The organism is Bacillus sp. FF-1, assembly GCF_028548245.1.
Taxonomy (GTDB): Bacteria; Bacillota; Bacilli; order Bacillales; family Bacillaceae_G; genus Bacillus_A; species Bacillus_A paranthracis.
The window spans coordinates 475,724-496,533 of the sequence record NZ_JAQQGG010000003.1 but is presented as its reverse complement, the minus strand read 5'-3'; the positions used below and the strand labels follow the sequence as shown (position 1 = coordinate 496,533).

21 protein-coding genes and 2 other annotated features are annotated in these 20,810 nt (G+C 37.6%); all 21 genes read left to right on the top strand.

Going from position 1 to position 20,810, the window contains the following annotated elements; all coding sequences use genetic code 11:
* The 21 genes from hemD (at position 1) to rpmA (ending at position 20,785) form a co-directional block, all read left to right on the top strand.
* Complete coding sequence (hemD, locus tag PQF83_RS13045) at positions 1 to 753, top strand: uroporphyrinogen-III synthase (RefSeq protein WP_000992332.1); 753 nt, start codon at positions 1 to 3, stop codon at positions 751 to 753.
* Positions 754 to 773: 20 nt separating this feature from the next.
* On the top strand, positions 774 to 1,763 hold the full coding sequence (gene hemB, locus PQF83_RS13040) for a porphobilinogen synthase (protein WP_001087058.1): 990 nt from the start codon (positions 774 to 776) through the stop codon (positions 1,761 to 1,763).
* Complete coding sequence (hemL, locus tag PQF83_RS13035; RefSeq protein ID WP_000712926.1) at positions 1,763 to 3,052, top strand: glutamate-1-semialdehyde 2,1-aminomutase; 1,290 nt, start codon at positions 1,763 to 1,765, stop codon at positions 3,050 to 3,052. Before hemB ends, hemL begins: the two co-directional genes overlap by 1 nt.
* A gap of 110 nt (positions 3,053 to 3,162) precedes the next feature.
* Positions 3,163 to 4,146 carry a stage VI sporulation protein D gene (gene spoVID, locus PQF83_RS13030; protein ID WP_000179732.1) on the top strand — a complete coding sequence of 328 codons (984 nt, stop codon included), beginning with the start codon at positions 3,163 to 3,165 and terminating at the stop codon, positions 4,144 to 4,146.
* A 62-nt stretch (positions 4,147 to 4,208) separates the two neighbouring features.
* Entirely contained in the window at positions 4,209 to 5,234 is a 1,026-nt protein-coding gene (gene ysxE / locus PQF83_RS13025) for a spore coat protein YsxE (RefSeq protein ID WP_000367001.1), read from the top strand.
* A 122-nt stretch (positions 5,235 to 5,356) separates the two neighbouring features.
* Positions 5,357 to 5,589 (top strand) — a binding site (T-box leader).
* Between the two features lie 38 nt (positions 5,590 to 5,627).
* Entirely contained in the window at positions 5,628 to 8,273 is a 2,646-nt protein-coding gene (locus PQF83_RS13020) for a valine--tRNA ligase (protein ID WP_000072229.1), read from the top strand.
* A 92-nt stretch (positions 8,274 to 8,365) separates the two neighbouring features.
* Complete coding sequence (locus PQF83_RS13015; protein WP_000582084.1) at positions 8,366 to 9,667, top strand: bifunctional folylpolyglutamate synthase/dihydrofolate synthase; 1,302 nt, start codon at positions 8,366 to 8,368, stop codon at positions 9,665 to 9,667.
* A 165-nt stretch (positions 9,668 to 9,832) separates the two neighbouring features.
* Positions 9,833 to 10,795 carry a hypothetical protein gene (locus tag PQF83_RS13010; RefSeq protein ID WP_000360990.1) on the top strand — a complete coding sequence of 321 codons (963 nt, stop codon included), beginning with the start codon at positions 9,833 to 9,835 and terminating at the stop codon, positions 10,793 to 10,795.
* Between the two features lie 221 nt (positions 10,796 to 11,016).
* Positions 11,017 to 11,592, top strand: coding sequence for a Maf family protein (locus PQF83_RS13005; protein WP_000720489.1), 576 nt, complete (start codon positions 11,017 to 11,019; stop codon positions 11,590 to 11,592).
* A gap of 46 nt (positions 11,593 to 11,638) precedes the next feature.
* Entirely contained in the window at positions 11,639 to 12,316 is a 678-nt protein-coding gene (gene radC / locus PQF83_RS13000) for a DNA repair protein RadC (protein ID WP_001013383.1), read from the top strand.
* Between the two features lie 157 nt (positions 12,317 to 12,473).
* Positions 12,474 to 13,493: a cell shape-determining protein MreB gene (gene mreB / locus PQF83_RS12995; RefSeq protein WP_000466737.1), complete on the top strand. Its 1,020-nt coding sequence runs from the start codon at positions 12,474 to 12,476 to the stop codon at positions 13,491 to 13,493.
* Between the two features lie 41 nt (positions 13,494 to 13,534).
* On the top strand, positions 13,535 to 14,386 hold the full coding sequence (gene mreC, locus PQF83_RS12990; RefSeq protein ID WP_001135483.1) for a rod shape-determining protein MreC: 852 nt from the start codon (positions 13,535 to 13,537) through the stop codon (positions 14,384 to 14,386).
* Positions 14,387 to 14,400: 14 nt separating this feature from the next.
* Positions 14,401 to 14,946 (top strand): rod shape-determining protein MreD, encoded by a 546-nt coding sequence (mreD, locus tag PQF83_RS12985; RefSeq protein ID WP_000975746.1) that lies wholly within the window; start codon positions 14,401 to 14,403, stop codon positions 14,944 to 14,946.
* Between the two features lie 35 nt (positions 14,947 to 14,981).
* Complete coding sequence (gene minC / locus PQF83_RS12980; protein WP_000391517.1) at positions 14,982 to 15,668, top strand: septum site-determining protein MinC; 687 nt, start codon at positions 14,982 to 14,984, stop codon at positions 15,666 to 15,668.
* A 2-nt stretch (positions 15,669 to 15,670) separates the two neighbouring features.
* Positions 15,671 to 16,468 carry a septum site-determining protein MinD gene (gene minD / locus PQF83_RS12975; RefSeq protein ID WP_000503311.1) on the top strand — a complete coding sequence of 266 codons (798 nt, stop codon included), beginning with the start codon at positions 15,671 to 15,673 and terminating at the stop codon, positions 16,466 to 16,468.
* A gap of 133 nt (positions 16,469 to 16,601) precedes the next feature.
* Positions 16,602 to 17,348 (top strand): stage IV sporulation protein SpoIVFA, encoded by a 747-nt coding sequence (gene spoIVFA, locus PQF83_RS12970; protein ID WP_000797468.1) that lies wholly within the window; start codon positions 16,602 to 16,604, stop codon positions 17,346 to 17,348.
* Positions 17,341 to 18,201, top strand: a complete 861-nt coding sequence (gene spoIVFB / locus PQF83_RS12965) for a stage IV sporulation intramembrane metalloprotease SpoIVFB (RefSeq protein WP_000599049.1) — start codon at positions 17,341 to 17,343, stop codon at positions 18,199 to 18,201. Before spoIVFA ends, spoIVFB begins: the two co-directional genes overlap by 8 nt.
* Before the next feature lie 67 nt (positions 18,202 to 18,268).
* Positions 18,269 to 19,657 (top strand): Rne/Rng family ribonuclease, encoded by a 1,389-nt coding sequence (locus tag PQF83_RS12960; RefSeq protein ID WP_000855452.1) that lies wholly within the window; start codon positions 18,269 to 18,271, stop codon positions 19,655 to 19,657.
* 77 nt (positions 19,658 to 19,734) lie between these two features.
* Positions 19,735 to 19,812: a sequence feature (ribosomal protein L21 leader region), on the top strand.
* A 14-nt stretch (positions 19,813 to 19,826) separates the two neighbouring features.
* Positions 19,827 to 20,135, top strand: a complete 309-nt coding sequence (rplU, locus tag PQF83_RS12955; protein ID WP_000270908.1) for a 50S ribosomal protein L21 — start codon at positions 19,827 to 19,829, stop codon at positions 20,133 to 20,135.
* Positions 20,136 to 20,146: 11 nt separating this feature from the next.
* Positions 20,147 to 20,491, top strand: a complete 345-nt coding sequence (locus PQF83_RS12950) for a ribosomal-processing cysteine protease Prp (protein ID WP_001993153.1) — start codon at positions 20,147 to 20,149, stop codon at positions 20,489 to 20,491.
* Between the two features lie 3 nt (positions 20,492 to 20,494).
* Positions 20,495 to 20,785, top strand: a complete 291-nt coding sequence (gene rpmA, locus PQF83_RS12945) for a 50S ribosomal protein L27 (protein WP_000944958.1) — start codon at positions 20,495 to 20,497, stop codon at positions 20,783 to 20,785.
* Positions 20,786 to 20,810: the final 25 nt, after the last annotated feature.

Below are 20,810 nucleotides of genomic sequence, written 5' to 3'. Positions count from 1 at the left end.
ATGAACGCTCTCGCTGGCAAAACGGTATTGATTACACGTGCCCAGCATCAAGCAAAACAAATGAGTGTAGCGGTGAAAGAAAAGAGCGGAATTCCATTGGAAATTCCGCTTTTGCGTATGGAAGGTATGTCTCATAGGCAAATTCAACATATAGCAGGGCAGTTACATTCGTATGACTGGGTTATTTTTACGAGTAAAAATGGGGTAGCTTTTTTTCTAGATCGTTTGAGACAGAAGCTACCTGTAACGACTAAAATTGCTGCAGTAGGTGTGAAAACAAAGTTAGAGTTAGAAAAGCGAGGCTATCGAGTGGATTTTGTTCCAACTTCATTTGTTGCAGAAGTATTTGCAGAAGAGTTTGTAAAAAGATTAAGTGGAAACGAACGTATTTTATTTCCGAAAGGGAATTTAGCAAGAGACGTAATTCCAGTTGCGCTTCGTGAAATGGGTGTTTCTCTAGATGAGCTTATCGTATATGGTACGAAAGAAAATGTAGAGAAAAAGCAAGAGCTTATAGAAGCGTTAGAAGTAGGGAAAGTAGACATTATTACATTTACGAGCCCTTCCACTGTTACGAGTTTTGTTCGTTTACTTGAGGATACAAACTGGAGAGAATGGACAAAAAAATGTACAATTGCTTGTATAGGGCCTATTACGGAAAAAGAGGCGAGCCTTTATTTTCCGCATATTATTATGCCGAAAGAGTACACTGTAGAAGCATTACTACAATGTGTTTGTGAATCTATAAAATAAAAGAATGGGGATAGAAATCTATGAACTCTTTACAATTTAATCGTCATCGTCGCTTAAGACAAAGTGGAGGCATGCGTGCGCTTGTGCGTGAAACGTTTTTACATACGGAAGATTTTATTTACCCTATTTTTGTATTAGAAGGAGAGAATGTTCGTAATGAAGTGCCTTCTATGCCAGGCGTATATCAAATATCTTTAGATTTATTGCAAGCTGAAATGCAAGAAGTTGTTGATTTAGGTATTCGTTCTGTTATTGTATTTGGTTTACCTGCTGAAAAAGATGAAGTTGGATCATCAGCATATTGTGATCATGGAATTGTGCAACGTGCGATTCAGCAAATTAAAGGTGAATTCCCTGATCTAGTAGTAGTTGCGGATACATGTTTATGCCAATTCACAAGCCATGGTCATTGCGGTGTAATTGAAGATGGTATTATTTTAAATGACGAGTCTCTTGCAGTTCTTGCAAAAACAGCTGTAAGCCAAGCGAAAGCAGGAGCGGACATTATTGCGCCATCAAACATGATGGACGGATTCGTAACAGCAATTCGCCACGCATTAGATGAAAATGGTTTTGGACATGTACCAGTTATGTCGTACGCTGTTAAATATTCATCAGCATTTTACGGACCATTCCGTGATGCGGCGCATGGTGCACCGCAATTTGGTGATCGTAAAACATATCAAATGGACCCAGCGAACCGCATGGAAGCATTCCGTGAAGCAGAATCAGATGTAATGGAAGGGGCAGATTTCTTAATTGTAAAGCCAGCTCTTTCTTACTTAGATATCGTTCGTGATGTGAAAAATAACTTTAATTTACCAGTCGTTGCTTATAACGTAAGCGGTGAATATTCAATGATTAAAGCGGCAGCGCAAAATGGCTGGATTAATGAAAAAGAAGTTGTACTTGAAAAATTAATTAGTATGAAACGCGCAGGAGCAGATTTAATTATTACGTATCATGCGAAAGATGCAGCAAGATGGTTACAAGAAGGAGGCGCTAAATAATGAAAAAGTTTGATAAGTCGATTGCAGCGTTTGAAGAGGCTCAAGATTTAATGCCTGGTGGCGTAAATAGCCCAGTTCGTGCTTTTAAGTCTGTCGGTATGAATCCGTTGTTTATGGAGCGTGGAAAAGGCTCTAAAGTATATGATATCGATGGAAATGAATACATCGATTACGTATTATCATGGGGTCCATTAATTCATGGTCATGCAAATGATCGTGTTGTTGAGGCTTTAAAAGCTGTTGCTGAAAAAGGTACGAGCTTCGGTGCTCCAACGGAAATTGAAAATAAATTAGCGAAACTTGTTATTGAGCGTGTTCCATCAATTGAGATTGTGCGTATGGTTAACTCTGGAACAGAAGCGACAATGAGTGCGCTACGTTTAGCTCGTGGTTATACAGGGCGTAACAAAATTTTGAAATTTATCGGTTGTTATCACGGTCATGGTGACTCGTTATTAATTAAAGCGGGTTCTGGGGTAGCGACGCTAGGTTTACCAGATAGCCCTGGTGTACCAGAAGGTGTAGCGAAAAATACGATTACAGTAGCGTATAACGATTTAGAAAGTGTGAAATACGCTTTCGAACAATTCGGTGATGATATTGCTTGTGTCATTGTAGAACCAGTAGCAGGGAATATGGGTGTTGTTCCTCCGCAACCAGGATTTTTAGAAGGTCTTCGTGAAGTAACAGAGCAAAATGGCGCATTGCTTATTTTTGATGAAGTAATGACAGGATTCCGTGTTGCTTATAATTGTGGACAAGGTTATTACGGTGTAACACCTGATTTAACTTGTTTAGGTAAAGTAATCGGTGGTGGATTACCGGTAGGAGCATACGGTGGTAAAGCAGAAATTATGCGCCAAGTTGCACCGAGCGGACCGATTTATCAAGCAGGTACTTTATCAGGTAACCCACTAGCAATGGCAGCAGGTTATGAAACGTTAGTACAGTTAACGCCAGAATCGTATGTAGAATTTGAGCGTAAAGCTGAAATGTTAGAAGCTGGCTTACGTAAAGCGGCTGAAAAACATGGCATTCCACATCATATCAATCGTGCGGGTTCTATGATTGGTATCTTCTTTACAGATGAACCAGTTATTAATTACGATGCAGCAAAATCTTCAAACTTAGAGTTCTTTGCGGCTTACTATCGTGAAATGGTAGAACAAGGGGTATTTTTACCGCCATCTCAATTCGAAGGTTTATTCTTATCGACAGCACATAGTGATGCTGATATTGAAGCGACGATTGCAGCGGCTGAAATTGCAATGTCAAAATTAAAAGCTTAATTGAATAAAGAAAATCGCTCTCCGTAAGGGGAGCGATTTTTTTTTATTCATAAAGTCAGCTTTCCGTACATAAATCTGTAATGACATATAGTTTGGGAGGGGGAAAAGAAGTGGCAACAGATCATTCATTACGTTTTTCATTAAAAGAATCTGTTTGGTTCCAAAAAGGACAGGAAGTCGAAGAACTTTTGTCAATTTCGTTAGATCCAGACGTTGAGATAGAAGAGCTTGATCATGAGGTTATTGTGAGAGGGCAATTAGATTTAACGGGAGAGTATGTTGCAAGGCAAGATGATTCAGCTTATTCATTAAGAGATTTATCGCCAGCGAAGTCAATTGATTATGTAGAAACGAGAGAAGATGGGGTTAATGAACTTGTTCATTCCTTTCCGCTTGAAATATCGATCCCAAGAAACCGTGTGAAAGTAATTGAAGAACTATATGTATCCATCGAGGAATTTGATTATGAATTAAAGGAAAATGGTTGCTTACAATTATTAGCGGATATATCTATTACAGGATTATGTGATGAAGAACGCATCGAGGATGAAGAGGAAGAGAAAGAAACGGCGTATGCTGAGTTGGAAGTTGATTCAGCGCAAGAGGATGAAAATAGACCGACGCCGCAAGTAGAAGAACCAGCTTATAAGGAATCAGATGAGTGGGAAGATTACGCGTTTGAACCGTTCCAACTAGAAGAAAGAAAAGAGCAGGAAGTAGAAGAAGAGGAAATAGAAGAACATGAATTTGTAGAGCGTGAAGAGGAGAAAGAAACAACGCCGCAATTTGAATTGTTCGGACGAAAAGATTTCAAGAAAGAAAAAGCGAAAAAACAAGAAGAGCAAGAAGAAGAAACGTATTCACAGCGAGATGAAAATGCGCTTTATTTAACGAAATTATTTACGAAAGAACCGGAAGAAGAATTTACAAAGTTAAGAATGTATTTCGTGCAAGAAGGAGATACGATTGAATCTGTTGCAGAACGTTATGAAACATCTGTACAAAACTTATACCGTGTCAATCAAACAGAAGATATATATTTAACTACAGGACAAATTATTTATATTCCTGTTTCAAGAGCAAAAGCGAAATAAGTGAGTGTTTTCACTCACTTATTTTTCTAAAGGCTATGTTTTGAATAGAAAGGGTTATTCGTATGGATATGGAATTACGAAATCGCTATGAACCCATTGTAAGGCAATATAGATTGGATACGCAGCATATGGAAGAACACGGAAGCGTGACGAAAATTTATACGAATCAAGGTCCATATGCGCTCAAGAAAATAGAAGGCAGGAAGTTAGAGCGGAATAACTTTCTGCACCATATTCAATATTTAAAGGAGAAAGGTTTTTCAAATTATGTACCTATATACCATGCGACGGATGGAAATTATATTTTAAGTGACGGTACGTATAATTATTATTTAATGCCTTGGTTAGAGCGTGCGGAAGGGAACGGCGAGGATAATGATCAATACCATAAAATGTTTCAGACTCTCGGAACGTTGCATCAAAAAACGGTAAAAGAAGAAACGTATACAGAAGAGGATTTAGAAAAACATTATACAAATATATCCGATCGCTGGGAAAGTGATGGAGAGATGTTAGAAGAGTTTCTTGTAGAATCTGAAGCGAAGTGGTATATGTCTCCGTTTGAATTGCAATATTGTACGTACTATCATCATGTAATGAGGGCGCGTGAGTTTGCGACGAAGCAATTAAATGAGTGGAACGATGCAATGAAAGAAAAAGAAACAACGCGCATTACTTTTGTACATGGTAACGTATCGCTTAATCATTTTTTATTTGATTATGAACGGAATGGCTATTTTATTAGTTTAGAAAAATCGAAGTTTGCAACACCTGTGCAAGATATTGTAGGCTTTTATTCTCGGTCTTTAAACACATATCCAATTGCGCGAAGTGATCGGTTTGAATGGTATCAAATGTATCAAAAAAATTTCCCTTTTACGAAAGAAGAGCAACTACTCATGTTTGCGTATATGACGTATCCATCGCAATTTATTCGGCAAATCCAGTCTTATAAGAAAAGAAGAGAGCGGCGTAATGAGGAAAATGAACTTCTCGGAGTAAAGAGTTTGCAACAAGCGCATTGGCTCGTTAGTAATATAGAATATTTTCTTTCGCAATTACAAGCTGCCCAGCAAGGGAACGGATAAAGAAGATAAGTAGAGGATGTTACTTATCTTCTTTTTTTTACTCAAAAAGCTGTAGTATTAAATTTATCTTGACGAATAAGGTTTCGTTTTTTACACTATTGTATATAATAATTAACAATCATATAAATGCCTTGAAGGGGAAGAGTATAACAAGAAACGTCTTCAGAGAGGAGAATCATTAGCTGGGAGATTCTCTAGATAGTTATGTTAGAAGGTAGCCCTGGAGCATCTTTTCTGAACGGAATAGTTCTCATTAGGAAAAGACGGATTTGTCCGTTATCAAATTAAGAGTATAAGCAAATTTCTGAATTTGTTTGTAAATAAAGGTGGTACCGCGATGTCCCTCGTCCTTTTTTGGATGAGGGGCATTTTTTATTTTAAGGAGGGAAAATAATGTCAAACACGGAAAAGAATTTACCAACTAAATATGATCATATGTCCGTTGAAGAAGGCCTTTATCAGTGGTGGTTAGAAGGCAAATATTTTGAAGCAACAGGAGACGAGAAGAAACAACCGTATACAATTGTAATTCCACCTCCGAACGTAACTGGTAAGTTACACTTAGGTCATGCTTGGGATACAACTCTTCAAGATATTTTAACTCGTACGAAGCGTATGCAAGGTTACGATGTATTGTGGCTTCCAGGAATGGACCATGCAGGTATCGCAACACAAGCGAAAGTAGAAGGGAAACTTCGTGAAGAAGGTATTTCACGTTACGATCTTGGCCGTGAGAAATTCCTTGAAAAGGCTTGGGAATGGAAAGAAGAATACGCTTCTCACATTCGTCAACAATGGGGGAAAGTTGGTTTAGGACTAGACTATTCTCGCGAACGTTTCACATTAGACGAAGGTTTATCTGATGCGGTTAATAAAGTATTCGTTCAATTATACGAAAAAGGCTTAATTTACCGCGGTGAATATATTATCAACTGGGACCCGGCAACACGCACAGCTCTTTCTGATATTGAAGTAATTCATAAAGAAGTTCAAGGTGCATTCTACCATATGAACTATCCGTTAACAGATGGATCTGGCCACATTCGTCTTGCAACAACTCGTCCAGAAACGATGCTTGGTGATACAGCGGTAGCGGTTCATCCAGAAGACGATCGTTACAAGCATTTAATCGGAAAAACAGTTACACTTCCAATCGTAGGCCGTGAGATTCCGATTATTGCTGATGAGTATGTAGAAAAAGATTTCGGAACAGGTGTTGTAAAAATTACGCCAGCTCATGACCCGAATGACTTTGAAGTAGGTAACCGTCATGACTTACCACGTATCTTAGTAATGAACGAAGATGGAACGATGAACGAAAAAGCTGGTAAGTATAACGGTATGGATCGTTTCGAGTGCCGTAAAGCGTTAGTAAAAGATTTACAAGAAGCGGGCGTATTAGTAGAAATCGAGCCTCATATGCATTCAGTAGGTCATAGTGAGCGTAGTGGTGCAGTTGTTGAGCCTTACTTATCAACACAATGGTTCGTAAAAATGGCTCCACTTGCTGAGAAGGCAGTAGCGCTTCAGCAAAAAGAAGAAGAGAAAGTAACGTTCGTACCAGAGCGTTTCGAAAACACATATTTACGTTGGATGGAAAATATTCACGACTGGTGTATTTCTCGTCAATTATGGTGGGGACACCGCATTCCAGCTTGGTATCATAAAGAAACTGGTGAAGTATACGTAGGTACAGAAGCACCAGCAGATATTGAAAACTGGAATCAAGATAACGACGTACTTGATACATGGTTCAGTTCAGCACTATGGCCATTCTCAACACTTGGTTGGCCAAATGAAGATGCAGCAGACTTCAAGCGTTACTATTCAACAGATGCACTAGTAACTGGTTATGACATCATCTTCTTCTGGGTATCTCGTATGATTTTCCAAGGTTTAGAGTTTACAGGCGAGCGTCCATTTAAAGATGTATTAATTCACGGTTTAGTTCGTGATGAGCAAGGACGTAAAATGAGTAAATCTCTTGGTAACGGTATTGACCCAATGGAAGTTATCGAGAAGTACGGTGCAGATGCAATGCGTTTCTTCTTATCAACGGGAAGTGCACCAGGTCAAGATTTACGCTTCAGCATGGAGAAAGTAGAATCTACTTGGAACTTCATTAATAAAATTTGGAATGCATCACGTTTCGTATTAATGAACATGGATGACATGAAATATGAAGAAATCGATTTAACTGGTGAAAAATCAGTTGCAGATAAGTGGATTTTAACTCGCTTAAATGAAACAATCGAAAGCGTAACACGTAACATGGATAAATATGAGTTCGGTGAAGCTGGTCGCTCATTATACAACTTTATTTGGGATGATTTCTGTGACTGGTACATTGAAATGGCGAAACTTCCTCTATACGGTGAAGATGAAGCAGCTAAGAAAACAACTCGTTCTATTTTAGCTTACGTATTAGACCAAACAATGCGTCTATTACACCCATTCATGCCATTCGTAACAGAGAAGATTTGGCAACATTTACCGCACGAAGGCGAATCTATTACAGTAGCAGCGTGGCCAACAGTACGCGAAGATTTACAAGATGCAGAAGCTGCAGCAGAAATGCACCTTCTAGTTGATATCATTCGTTCTGTTCGTAATATCCGTGCAGAAGTTAATACGCCAATGAGCAAAAAAGTTCAAATGCAAATTAAAGCAAAAGACGAGGCTGTACTTGCTCAACTTACGAAAAACAGCTCTTACATTGAGCGTTTCTGTAACCCAAGCGAATTAACAATTCAAACGGACTTACAAGCGCCAGAAAAAGCAATGACTGCAATTGTAACAGGTGCAGAGTTATTCTTACCGTTAGCTGATCTTATCAATCTTGATGAAGAGAGAGCGCGTCTTGAGAAAGAGCTTGAGAAGTTCGACAAAGAAGTAGAACGTGTACAGAAGAAACTTTCAAACCAAGGTTTCGTAGCGAAAGCTCCTGCAGCAGTTATTGAAGGAGAGCGTGCGAAAGAGCAAGATTACCTAGAAAAACGCGAAGCAGTTCGCCAACGTCTAGCAGATCTTGAGAAATAAAATGCTTTTTAGAGACTCACTATATTGGTGAGTCTCTTTTCTTTGCGTATAATAGGGTTATGAAGGTTGTTTTTTGAAAGGGGAAAGCATACGTGATACATACATACGAAGAAGCGATAGGGTGGATTCATAGCCGATTGAAGTTTGGTATTAAACCGGGATTAGAAAGAATGAGATGGATGCTAGAAGAGCTCGGAAATCCGGAGCGTCACATAAAATGTGTTCACCTTGCTGGTACAAATGGAAAAGGTTCAACGTTAACATATATGCGCTACATGTTAGAAAATGCAAAATATAAGGTAGGAACATTTACCTCCCCTTATATTGAAACATTTAACGAGCGTATTAGTGTGAATGGAACACCAATTGCAGATGAAGAGATTACTGAACTTGTAAAGATGGTAAAGCCAGTCGTTGAAAAACTAGATGAAACGGATTTAGGGGAAGCGACTGAGTTTGAAATTATTACTGTTATGGCAATTTGTTACTTCGGTAAAGTTAATTTCTGTGATGTTGTTTTATTTGAAACAGGGCTTGGAGGGCGCTTTGATTCTACGAATGTGATTCATCCAGTTCTCACGATTATTACGAATATCGGTCACGATCATATGCATATTTTAGGTAATACATTAGGAGAAATTGCATATGAAAAGGCGGGAATTATTAAGTCTGGTGTTCCGGTTATTACTGGTGTGCAAGATGAGGAAGCGTTGCAAGTCATTCAAAAAGTTGCAAAGGAAAATCAGGCAAACTTATACGAGATGGGCAACCATTTTACAGCGTTACATAAACAGTCTAGTGAAGATGGAGAACAGTTCGATTTCACTTGTCCTTTCGCCTCTTTTGAAGATGTGCGAATCACAATGAAAGGCAGCCATCAAGTAGGAAACGCAGCACTTGCACTTATGGCAGTCATGTATGTAAAAACATACTTATCATTTTTAATTGAGGAAGAAGAAATAAGAACGGGATTACAGGAAGCGTATTGGGTGGGGCGCTTTGAAAAACTGCAAAGTAATCCGGATATTATTATAGATGGTGCTCATAACCCAGAAGGTATTGAAAGTCTTGTGAAAACGGTAGAATCACATTACAAAGATAAAAATGTAATAGTTTTATTTACTGCCCTTGGTGATAAACAATTGCACAATATGGTAGGTCAATTAGAAAGCATCGCCGATGAAATTATTTTTACAACATTCGCCTTTGATCGTGCTATTTCAGCAGGCGAGCTTGCATCGTATGCAAAGGAAGAGTCAAAATTAGTTTTTGAAAATTGGAAAGAGGCAATTGATACGAAGGTTGAAATGCTTGGAGAAAATGATGTTTTTATCATAACAGGTTCTCTTTATTTCATTTCGGAAGTTCGAAAATATATTCGCGAAAAAAACTAGATAGTCTTTGCTATCTAGTTTTTTTGTTCTACAAATGAAGTCAAATGCATACATATAAGATAAATATATAGGGTTATTTGGCGAATTCCTCTGACAAATATCTCGTTTTTTTGTGAAATGAATATGATATGATGCGGACAACGATAAGAGGTGAGGTGTGAGTGTATGGACAAGCAATCACGAACGATCTCAGTGAAAGTGAATGGAACAGAAGCGAAGTATGAGGAGAAGAAGAAAGATGAATTTGACTGGATGGTAGTAGAAAGTGAAAGGCCAAAAAACGTTGTTCCGTTTCAAAAATCGAAAGTAGCGTCTACGGAAAAAAATCGAAAGAAGTGGAGCAATACGTTAATTGCAATCGTTGCAACTGCAATTATTATTGGTACGGCGTTTGGGATGGGGATGCTACAGTTACTGAAAGGACAAGGTGCGACAGGAGGAAGCGAAGTAACAGCTTCGAAGCAGATGCGAAAGGAAGAATCAAAGGTGGGTGGAACGGCAGAACAAACAACAGCACCAAAAGAGGAAAAAACAAAAGCACAGACAGGAACGTCATTAGATCCAATGAAATTATTTTTTGTTCAAGGAGGAATCTATTCTTCTGAAGAAAAGGGACAGGCCGCTCTTGAAGAGTGGAAAGGTAATGGAGGTGTAGCAGCCTTAAAACCGAGCGGTGATAAGTATGCATTAGTTGTTGGTATTGCTAGCGATGAACAAGGCATAAACCAATTAATGACGCAGTATAAAAAAGATAATGTCTCCGTATTGAAAAAGGACTGGGATATAACAGATAAAGCGTTACTTAAAGATGATAAAGAAATCGGGGCGTTTTTAACAAAAGTACAGCCATTATATACTCATTTAGCAAAATATGCTTCTAGCGTACAAGCTAGTGAAAAAAGTAATGCAAAAGATATAAGTGCAATCGAAAAAGAGTGGAAAGCGATTGAAAAAGAAGGGAAAAGTATGAAGCAGGAAGAAGCGAAGAAATTGTATATGTATACGTCGGTAGCTGTGCAAACAGTGAAGGATGGAAAAGATGATAAGGAATCATTAGCGAAATTAAATCAAGTTATCATTGATGGTATACTTTCATACGAAAAAATTGTTTCACAAAAGGTGAAATAATAGGATAATGAAATGACGAAGGAAGAAGTGTAGAGGCTTCTTTCTTTTCTTTTGAATTTAGAGTAAAGTGCTTTCTCTATGACAGGAATATAATCGTGTTTTGGTAAGGAAGTATTATTTTGTTTAGAGAAAATAATATTTCTTTTATTTGTGGACAAACTATTCCTTTGATACGATTGATATAAATGATTCTGCTTCATGTGAGAAAGGAAGGAGAAAATATGAAAAAAATTATTTTAGCTTCAGGATCACCTCGCAGGAAGGAATTGCTTGAGTTAGCGGGTGTACCATTTGAAATTGTTGTAAGTGAAGTAGAAGAAACGATTGGTGCGTATTCATCGCCTTCTGATATTGTTATGTCCCTTGCCCTGCAAAAAGCATCTGCGGTAGCAGAAAATAACAGTGATTATATTGTGTTAGGTGCAGACACAATTGTTACATATGAGTCGCGTATTCTTGGAAAGCCATCTAGTGAGGCTGAGGCGAAAGAAATGTTGCAATTATTATCAGGGAAAACACATGAGGTGTATACAGGTGTTGCAATTATAGCAAAGGACAAAACAGTCACTTTTTACGAGCGTACAGAAGTTACGTTTTGGGAATTAACAGAAGAGGAAATTGACACATACATTGCATCAAAAGAGCCTTTGGATAAAGCAGGAAGTTATGGGATTCAAGGTAAAGGATCTATTTTTGTTCAACATATTCAAGGGGACTACTATAGTGTAGTTGGGTTACCAATTTCACGTCTTGTTCGGGAATTAAAACAATTTAATATTGATGTAACCCATGCGTAAAACTGCATGGGATTTTCTTTGAGAGAACAAATAAAGGGGTGGAGAAATGAACGGTATTCGTGATGTTGTCAAAGAAGAACAGCCACGGGAGCGTTTATTGTTAGAAGGGGCTGGAAGTTTATCCAATCGGGAGCTTCTTGCAGTGTTACTCAGAACAGGTTCTAAAGAAGAAACAGTTTTAAAGTTATCGGATAAAATTTTGCATCATTTTGATGGTTTACGTATGTTGAAAGACGCAACGCTAGAAGAGTTAGTGAGTATACATGGTGTTGGAGTTGCGAAGGCATCACAGCTCATCGCTGCTTTTGAACTCGGTAGAAGAATGGTGCGTTTAGAATATCAAAATAGATACAGCATTCGAAGCCCGGAAGATTGCGCCACATATATGATGGAAGAAATGCGCTTCTTGCAACAGGAGCATTTTGTATGTCTCTATTTGAACACAAAGAATCAAGTTATACATAGGCAAACGATTTTTATTGGAAGTTTAAACTCTTCAATTGTACATCCCAGGGAAGTTTTTAAAGAAGCATTTCGCCGTGCAGCAGCCTCTATCATATGTCTTCATAACCATCCCTCAGGAGACCCTGCGCCGAGCCGAGAAGATATTGAAGTAACAAAACGCTTAGTAGAATGCGGCCGGATTATCGGAATTGAAGTGCTCGATCATATTATAATAGGTGACCATAAATTCGTGAGTTTAAAGGAAAAAGGTCATATTTAAGACTATGCTTTTTACTTATTTTGTTTTATAATGTGATTTATGAGTTTTTTGTAGAAAATTATCTACAAAAAGGATAAAGATATAAAAAACGTACTGTTTTTATAATATAAAGTAAGAAAAAATGAGTCCGTGAAAACAAGAAAGGAAGATAAATAATATGTTTGGATTTGGTGGCTTTACTCGCGATCTTGGAATAGATTTAGGAACTGCGAACACGCTTGTATATGTAAAAGGAAAAGGTGTAGTTTTACGTGAACCTTCAGTAGTAGCGTTACAAACTGATACGAAACAAATCGTTGCTGTAGGTAGCGATGCAAAACAAATGATTGGTCGTACACCAGGAAACGTTGTGGCACTTCGCCCGATGAAAGACGGTGTAATTGCTGATTACGAAACAACAGCAACAATGATGAAATACTACATTCAACAAGCTCAAAAATCAAATGGATTCTTCTCACGTAAACCATATGTAATGGTATGTGTACCATCTGGTATTACAGCTGTAGAAAGACGTGCAGTAATCGATGCGACTCGTCAAGCTGGTGCTCGTGATGCTTATCCTATCGAAGAACCATTTGCAGCAGCAATTGGTGCGAACTTACCTGTTTGGGAACCAACTGGTAGTATGGTTGTTGATATCGGTGGCGGTACAACAGAAGTTGCAATCATTTCGTTAGGTGGTATTGTAACAAGTCAATCAGTTCGTGTTGCTGGTGATGATATGGACGATTCAATCATTCAGTACATTAAGAAAAGCTACAACTTAATGATCGGTGAAAGAACAGCTGAAGCATTAAAATTAGAAATCGGTTCTGCAGGCGAGCCAGAAGGTATCGAACCTATGGAAATTCGCGGTCGTGATTTAGTAAGTGGTTTACCAAAAACAGTACTAATTCAACCAGAAGAAATTGCAGACGCATTAAAAGATACAGTAGATGCAATTGTAGAATCTGTTAAAAATACGTTAGAGAAAACTCCACCTGAATTAGCGGCAGACATTATGGACCGTGGTATCGTATTAACAGGTGGCGGAGCATTACTACGTAACTTAGATAAAGTAATTAGTGAAGAAACAAATATGCCAGTTCTTGTTGCAGAAGACCCATTAGATTGCGTAGCAATTGGAACAGGTAAAGCATTAGACAATATCGATCTTTTCAAAACTGCTGCTCGATAATATTGCAAAATAAAAATCAATGAAATTAAGAGGGTGTGAACGTGCCACAGTTTTTCTTAAACAAAAGATTAATTGTTTTGTTAGTTAGTATTATTCTTCTCGTGGCATTGATTGGAATCTCATTGAAAGAACGGAACAGTTTAACATGGCCAGAGCAGTTTGTTAAAGACACTGTCGGTGTTGTAGAACGTGTATTCCAAAAGCCAGCGAAATACGTAGCTGGATTCTTCGAAAATGTAGAGGATGTAAAGCGCACGTATGAAGAGAATAAAGAATTAAAAGCAAAATTAGACAATTATGCAGGTCTATCAGGGAAAGTAAAACAATTAGAAGATGATAACAAGAAGTTACAAGAGTTAACGGGTAAAGATAAGTTAAATAGCGGTTATACTGAAATTCCAGCGACTGTTGTTTCTCGTAATCCAGATAAATGGTACGATTTAGTTGGACTTGATAAAGGGGCACAGCAAGGAATAAAAAAAGATATGGCTGTATTAACTCCACAAGGTTTAGTGGGACGAGTGAAAAGTGTATCTCAGTTTACATCATCAGTAGAATTGTTAAGTTCTATGAGCCGAACAAATCGTGTTTCTGCTATCGTACAAGGGAATGAGAAAATCTTTGGATTGATTGAAGGTTACGATAAAGAAAAGCACTTACTTCTTTTCACAAAGATTGGTTCTGATGCACCGGTAGATAAGGATCAACTAGTTGTAACATCTGGGCTCGGTGATATTTTCCCGAAAGGTCTTGTAATTGGAAAAATCGTTGAAGTTCAGCAGGATCCATACGGTTTAACAAAAACAGCTTATGTAAAGCCAGCCGCTGATTTAAATGACGTAGAGCATGTTGTAGTTGCGAAACGTGAAACGCCTTCAGCGCCATTAGAATAGGAGGGGGAGAAGAGATGATGAAGATTTTAAAAAGAGCAGCTCTTCCTCTTTTGCTCCTTTTTGCTTTTTTATTTGAAAATATGTTTGCTACTATTGTTCCAACAGAGGTTTTTTGGAAAGACAGTATAGCATCACCTCATTTCTTTATCATTGTGTTATGTTTTATTACTGTGTACTATAGTCCGGTCCAAGGGATTTATTACGGACTATTATTTGGTTTCTTATTTGATACCGTATACACGGAACTTGTTGGTATATATATTTTTGCGTATCCGATTTTAGTTTATTTAGTTTATAGTGTGATGAAGGTACTACAATTGAATTTATTTATTGTTACTTCTATCGTACTAGCTAGCATAGTAGCATTAGAGTATTATGTGTATGGATTTTTAACTTTGTTAGGACGTACTCATATGTCGGCGTATGTCTTTTTCACAGATCGTCTCCTGTCTACTTTATTGCTAAATGCAATTTTCTTATTGATAGTTTGTTTCCCACTGAGACGATATTTAGTGCGTCTTTCAAAAGCGATGGAAGAAAAAGAAAAAAGGATTTTCTAATTTTATGTCGAATTGAATCGGTGGGGTGAACTTTAGTGGAAGAAAAAAAGCAACAAAATGTAACAATAAAAGGGACAAAAGACGGAATAACCCTTCATTTAGATGATTGTTGTTCATTCTCTGAATTATTGAAGGAATTGGATGAAAAGCTTTCTACACATTACTATGATGGTGATGGACGCTCTTTAATTGAAGTGCATGTGAAAGTAGGAAACCGTTATTTAACAGAAGTCCAACAAGAAGAGATTCGTACGTTAATTCGTAATAAAAAGAATCTCGTTGTGGATTCGATTGAAAGTGATGTTATAACGAAAGAGGAAGCAATAGCTTGGAAAGAAGAAACAGAAATCGTCCCTATTTCCAAAATTGTTCGCTCTGGACAAGTTTTACATGTAAAAGGAAATTTATTGTTAATTGGTGATGTTAATCCAGGCGGAACGGTTATCGCTGGGGGGAATATTTTTGTCGTAGGATCATTAAGAGGAATTGCACATGCGGGCTATTATGGGGATTCAGATGCTGTAATCGCTGCATCTGTTATGAACCCGATGCAACTTCGAATTAGTGATGTGGCAATGCGGGCTCCGGAAGAGAAAGAAGACGGAGCGGAGGCGGCAGAATGTGCGTATATTAATGAGAACAATCACATTGTTGTCGATCGACTGCAACTTCTCACTCATCTTAGACCTAATTTAACAAAGTTAGAAAGGGGAATTGTATAGCTGTGGGAGAGGCAATAGTAATTACATCTGGAAAAGGCGGTGTAGGTAAAACTACAACGTCTGCGAACATTGGGACAGCCCTAGCGTTATCTGGAAAGAAAGTGTGCTTAATTGACACAGATATCGGTCTTCGAAACTTAGACGTAGTAATGGGGCTGGAAAATCGTATTGTATTTGATCTTGTTGATGTCGTTGAAGGGCGTTGCCGTTTACCTCAGGCTCTTATTAAAGATAAACGTTTTGATGATCTTTATTTATTACCTGCAGCACAAACGAGTGATAAATCAGCGGTAACACCTGAACAAATGGATGAATTAATACAAGTATTACGTCAAGATTATGATTACATATTAATTGATTGTCCTGCGGGGATTGAGCAGGGATTTAAAAATGCGGTAGCTGGTGCGGATAAAGCAATTGTTGTTACGACGCCAGAAGTATCCTCAATGCGCGATGCGGATCGTATTATCGGGCTTTTAGAAAAAGAGGATATTGAACCACCGAAACTTGTTATTAATCGTGTGCGTAGTCATATGCTTCATGAACAGGATATGTTAGATGTTGATGAAATCGTACGTACATTGTCAATCGAGCTTCTTGGTGTTGTCGAAGATGATGATGAAGTTATTCGTGCTACAAATACAGGTGAGCCTGTAGCGTTGCAACCGAGCGGAAAAGCAGCGTTAGCTTATCGTAATATTGCAAGACGTTTGTTGGGTGAGAATGTCCCATTACAAGCATTTGAACAAGAAAAGGTATCGGTATTTACAAAGGTGAAAAACTTCTTTGGAATCCGTTAAAAGCACTTCGCATATTTGCGGAGTGCTTTCTTTTTTCTTCACACGAATATCTTCCATACCTAGCTCATACATATGTACAAACTGTATACAACTGTTTCTATGTACATTAGCTTAACGAAAGAAAGGAGACAGTATGAAGAATAGACGTGTAGAAGAAATTAAAAAACGGATTGCGAAGAGGAAGGCAGAGCAAGAAAGGATGGAGGAAGAGCAGTATTTTGCTGGAGGGAATTTTGATAGTGAAACAGTGTTTATTGAAGATGGAGAAAAGGAAATTCATCCTTTATTTCGAAAAGAAGTGTTTTTCTTCAAAGTATTGTTATCAGCAATATTAGTTCTTTCTGTCGCTATTTTATATAAGAATGCACCAGCTTCTTTCGACGGTGCTAAAGCTGTTACAGAAAAAGTGATGAAAGAAGAATTTCAGTTTGCTACTGTAGCGAAATGGTACGAAAAACAGTTTGGAAAACCGCTCGTGTTCTATTCGCCTAATGAGAAAAAAGAAGAAACGATTCAGCAAAAAGATTATGCCATTCCTGCTTCCGGAAAGGTGATGCAAGGGTTTCAAAAAAATGGCCAAGGTGTATTTGTACAAACAGCTACAAATGCAACTGTTGAGTCAGTGAATGAAGGGCTAGTAGTTTTTGCGGGCAAGAAAGAGGAACTTGGTAATACAGTTCAAATTCAGCATGCAGATGGTACGGAGTCATGGTATGCAAATTTAAATGATATGTCAGTGAAATTATATGATTACGTTTCAAAGAAACAAAAAATTGGAACAGTGAATAATGATGCGAATAATAAAAATGGTAAGTTTTATTTCGCAATAAAAAAGGACGAAAAATTTATTGATCCGATTCAGGTGATTTCATTTGATTAAATATAGAGATGTTTTAACAAAGATTTCAGTACATCCGTTGTTTTGGGTTATTATTGTCATTGGTATTTTCACGGCACGTTTTAAAGAGTTACTACTGTTATTTTGTATCGTTCTCATCCATGAACTTGGGCATGCTTTTGCAGCGGCACACTATAATTGGCGTATTAAGAAGATTCAACTTTTGCCGTTTGGTGGTGTGGCTGAGCTTGAGGAACATGGGAATAAATCATTGAAAGAGGAACTAGTTGTTGTAATTGCAGGACCTATTCAACATATTTGGATGATGGCGGTAGGCTATATGTTGTTTGAAGCTGGTTGGCTTCATGCGGAATTATATTATTTCTTTATGTGGAATAATATAATTATTTTAGCGTTTAATTTACTACCTATTTGGCCTCTTGATGGTGGAAAAGTATTGTTTAACGTACTATCATATCGTTTTCCTTATTTACAAGCACATGAAAAGATGATGAAATTATCATGTGTTTTTTTTAGTGTCATACTAGGATGGCAGTTACTTTGGAATAGTAACAATATTATGATGTGGGTACTACTCATATTTTTAGCGGTGTCGTTATATCAAGAATGGAAGCAAAGACGGTATGCCTTTATGCGTTTTTTATTAGAACGTTATTATGGGAACAAAAGAGGAATTGAAAAGATTGCACCGATTGAGGTGCAATCAGAAGATCATTTATATAAGATATTCACAAAATTTCGTAGAGGCTATAAGCATTCTATTATCGTCCGCGGAAAATATAAAGAACATTACACATTGGATGAAAATGAATTGCTTTATGCGTATTTTACTGAAAAACGAACAACTTCATCTGTTGAAGAATTAATCGGTTAGTGTTGACGTTAGCACTAACCTTTTATTATTGTAAAAGCAAAGAAGATTATAAAGTGAGGAAAGTATTTTGAAAACGTTATATATGAACTACGCTGGATCGGAAAAACGCGTTGCAATTGAAGAGAATAAGAAAATTGTTGAGTTTTTATGGAAACGAAATGAAGAACAAGAGATTGTTGGGCATATTTATGTTGGACGTATCGTAAGAACGATTGCTGGAATGAACGCAGCTTTTGTAAATATCGGTTTAGAAAAACATGCTTATCTTTCGTACGATGATGTACCATCTTCTTATCATATACATGAAGGAAAAGCGGTACTCGTACAAGTTGTAAAAGAGGCAATTGATACGAAAGGACCAAAATTGACAGCAAATATAGAATTTACCGGGAAATATGTCGTTTATATGCCATATGATGAAATGCGTGCGGTTTCTCGGAAAATAAAAAACAATAAAAGAAGGCAACAATTACTCCAAATTGAAGTAGAAGGGAAAGGAGGTTATATTTTCCGCTCAGCTTCTGAAAAAGGAGAAATTGAAGAAATACAAGCTGAAATGCAAAGGTTACAGCAGTTATATGAAGAGTTAAAAAGAAAAGAGGGCCAAGGAAAGGCACCGTTACTACTTCATCGACCGGCGACTTTTTTAGATCGTGTATTTCAAGAGAATCCAATTGAAACGATTGAAAAAGTAGTTGTAGATACAAGAAGTATAGTAAAAGAATTAGAAGAAAAAGTCGGCAAAGAAAAAATATCTTTTTATAATGAAAAGTCTTCAATATTTAACCATTTTGGCATAGAGCGTGAGATTGAGAAAGCACTTCAAAAAATTGTTTGGCTCCCAAATGGTGCTTATTTAATTGTGGAACAAATGGAGACGATGACTGTAATTGATGTGAATACGGGTAAGTTTACTGGAAAACAGAATTTACAAGATACAGTCCTTCGTACAAATGAAGTAGCAGCTGAAGAGATAGCGCGTCAATTAAGACTGCGTGATATTGGTGGTATGATATTAATTGACTTTATTAATATGAAAAGAAGAGAAGATAAAGAAAAAATAAGAGAATGTCTCATCGCTGCTATGCAAAATGATCGCACATATACAAGAGTGCTCGGGTTCACAGAGTTAGGGATTTTAGAGATGACACGTAAACGTAAAAAACATTCTTTACGTGACGTATTACTTGAAGAGTGTGCACCGTGCAAAGCGACGGGTTATGTCATGTCATATGAAACGATTGCGTATGAGCTAGAGAGAGAGCTAATTACATATGGCAATATAGAAGATGAGGCAGTATTAATCTCTGCACCTAAAGAATTACAAAAACAATTTTTGCAAAAAGAATTACAAAAAAATATTCCATTTGAAATTTATTTCAAAGATGATATGATCGAAAAGTACGCTATTATCCGTTTTGGAAGTAAAAAAGAAATTATAGAACGGAAAAAATAGTTATTAGAACTTTCATTGACAATAGTCTATGATTCATGATAACATCTTTATGTTATAGTTTATAGCACCTAAACGGCTATATGCTACAACCGCACAAGACAGGTTCCTTAAAGGCATTTATGTCTACCTCGTTTTTGGCGAGTCTTAGTAATTAAGAGGAGGTGCAAGTATGTACGCAATTATCGAAACAGGTGGAAAACAAATCAAAGTTGAAGCTGGTCAAGAAATCTACATTGAAAAATTAGATGTTGAAGCTGGTGAAACTGTTACTTTTGACAAAGTTCTTTTCGTTGGTGGCGAAAACGTGAAAGTTGGTAGCCCAGTTGTAGAAGGTGCAACAGTTACTGCGAAAGTTGAAAAACACGGTCGCGCTAAGAAAATCATCGTTTTCAAATACAAAGCGAAAAAGAACAATCGTAAGAAACAAGGTCATCGTCAACCTTACACTAAGCTAGTTGTTGAAGCTATCAACGCTTAATTCTGGTTAACATGATTAAAATTACGATAAGTCGCACGAAATTAGGAAGTATCCAATCATTTAAAATGACTGGACATGCCGATTATGCGCCACATGGACAAGATCTTGTCTGTGCTGGAACTACAGCGGTTGTGTTTGGTTCCATAAATGCTGTGGAAGAACTTTGTAATGTGCAGGCAACTATTGAACTCGGAAGTGATGGTGGATTCTTAACGTATGAATTGCCTAATGATTTAGACGTTCATACAGCAGAAAAAGCACAGATACTTTTAGAAGGATTGGTTGTTTCGCTTAAGACGATCGAACTTGATTACGGAAAGTATATCCGTTTAATAGAAAAAGTGCAGGAGGTGTAACGTATGTTAAGATTAGATCTTCAGTTTTTCGCATCTAAGAAAGGTGTAGGTAGTACAAAGAACGGTCGTGACTCTCAGTCAAAACGTCTTGGTGCTAAACGCGCAGATGGTCAAACGGTTACAGGTGGTTCAATTCTTTACCGTCAACGCGGTACAAAAATTTATCCAGGTGTTAACGTTGGTCGTGGTGGCGATGACACTTTATACGCGAAAGTTGACGGCGTAGTACGCTTCGAGCGTCTTGGCCGTGACCGCAAACAAGTGAGCGTATATCCTGTTGCTCAAGAAGCATAAGAACTCACGGAAAACTCTAACCTGA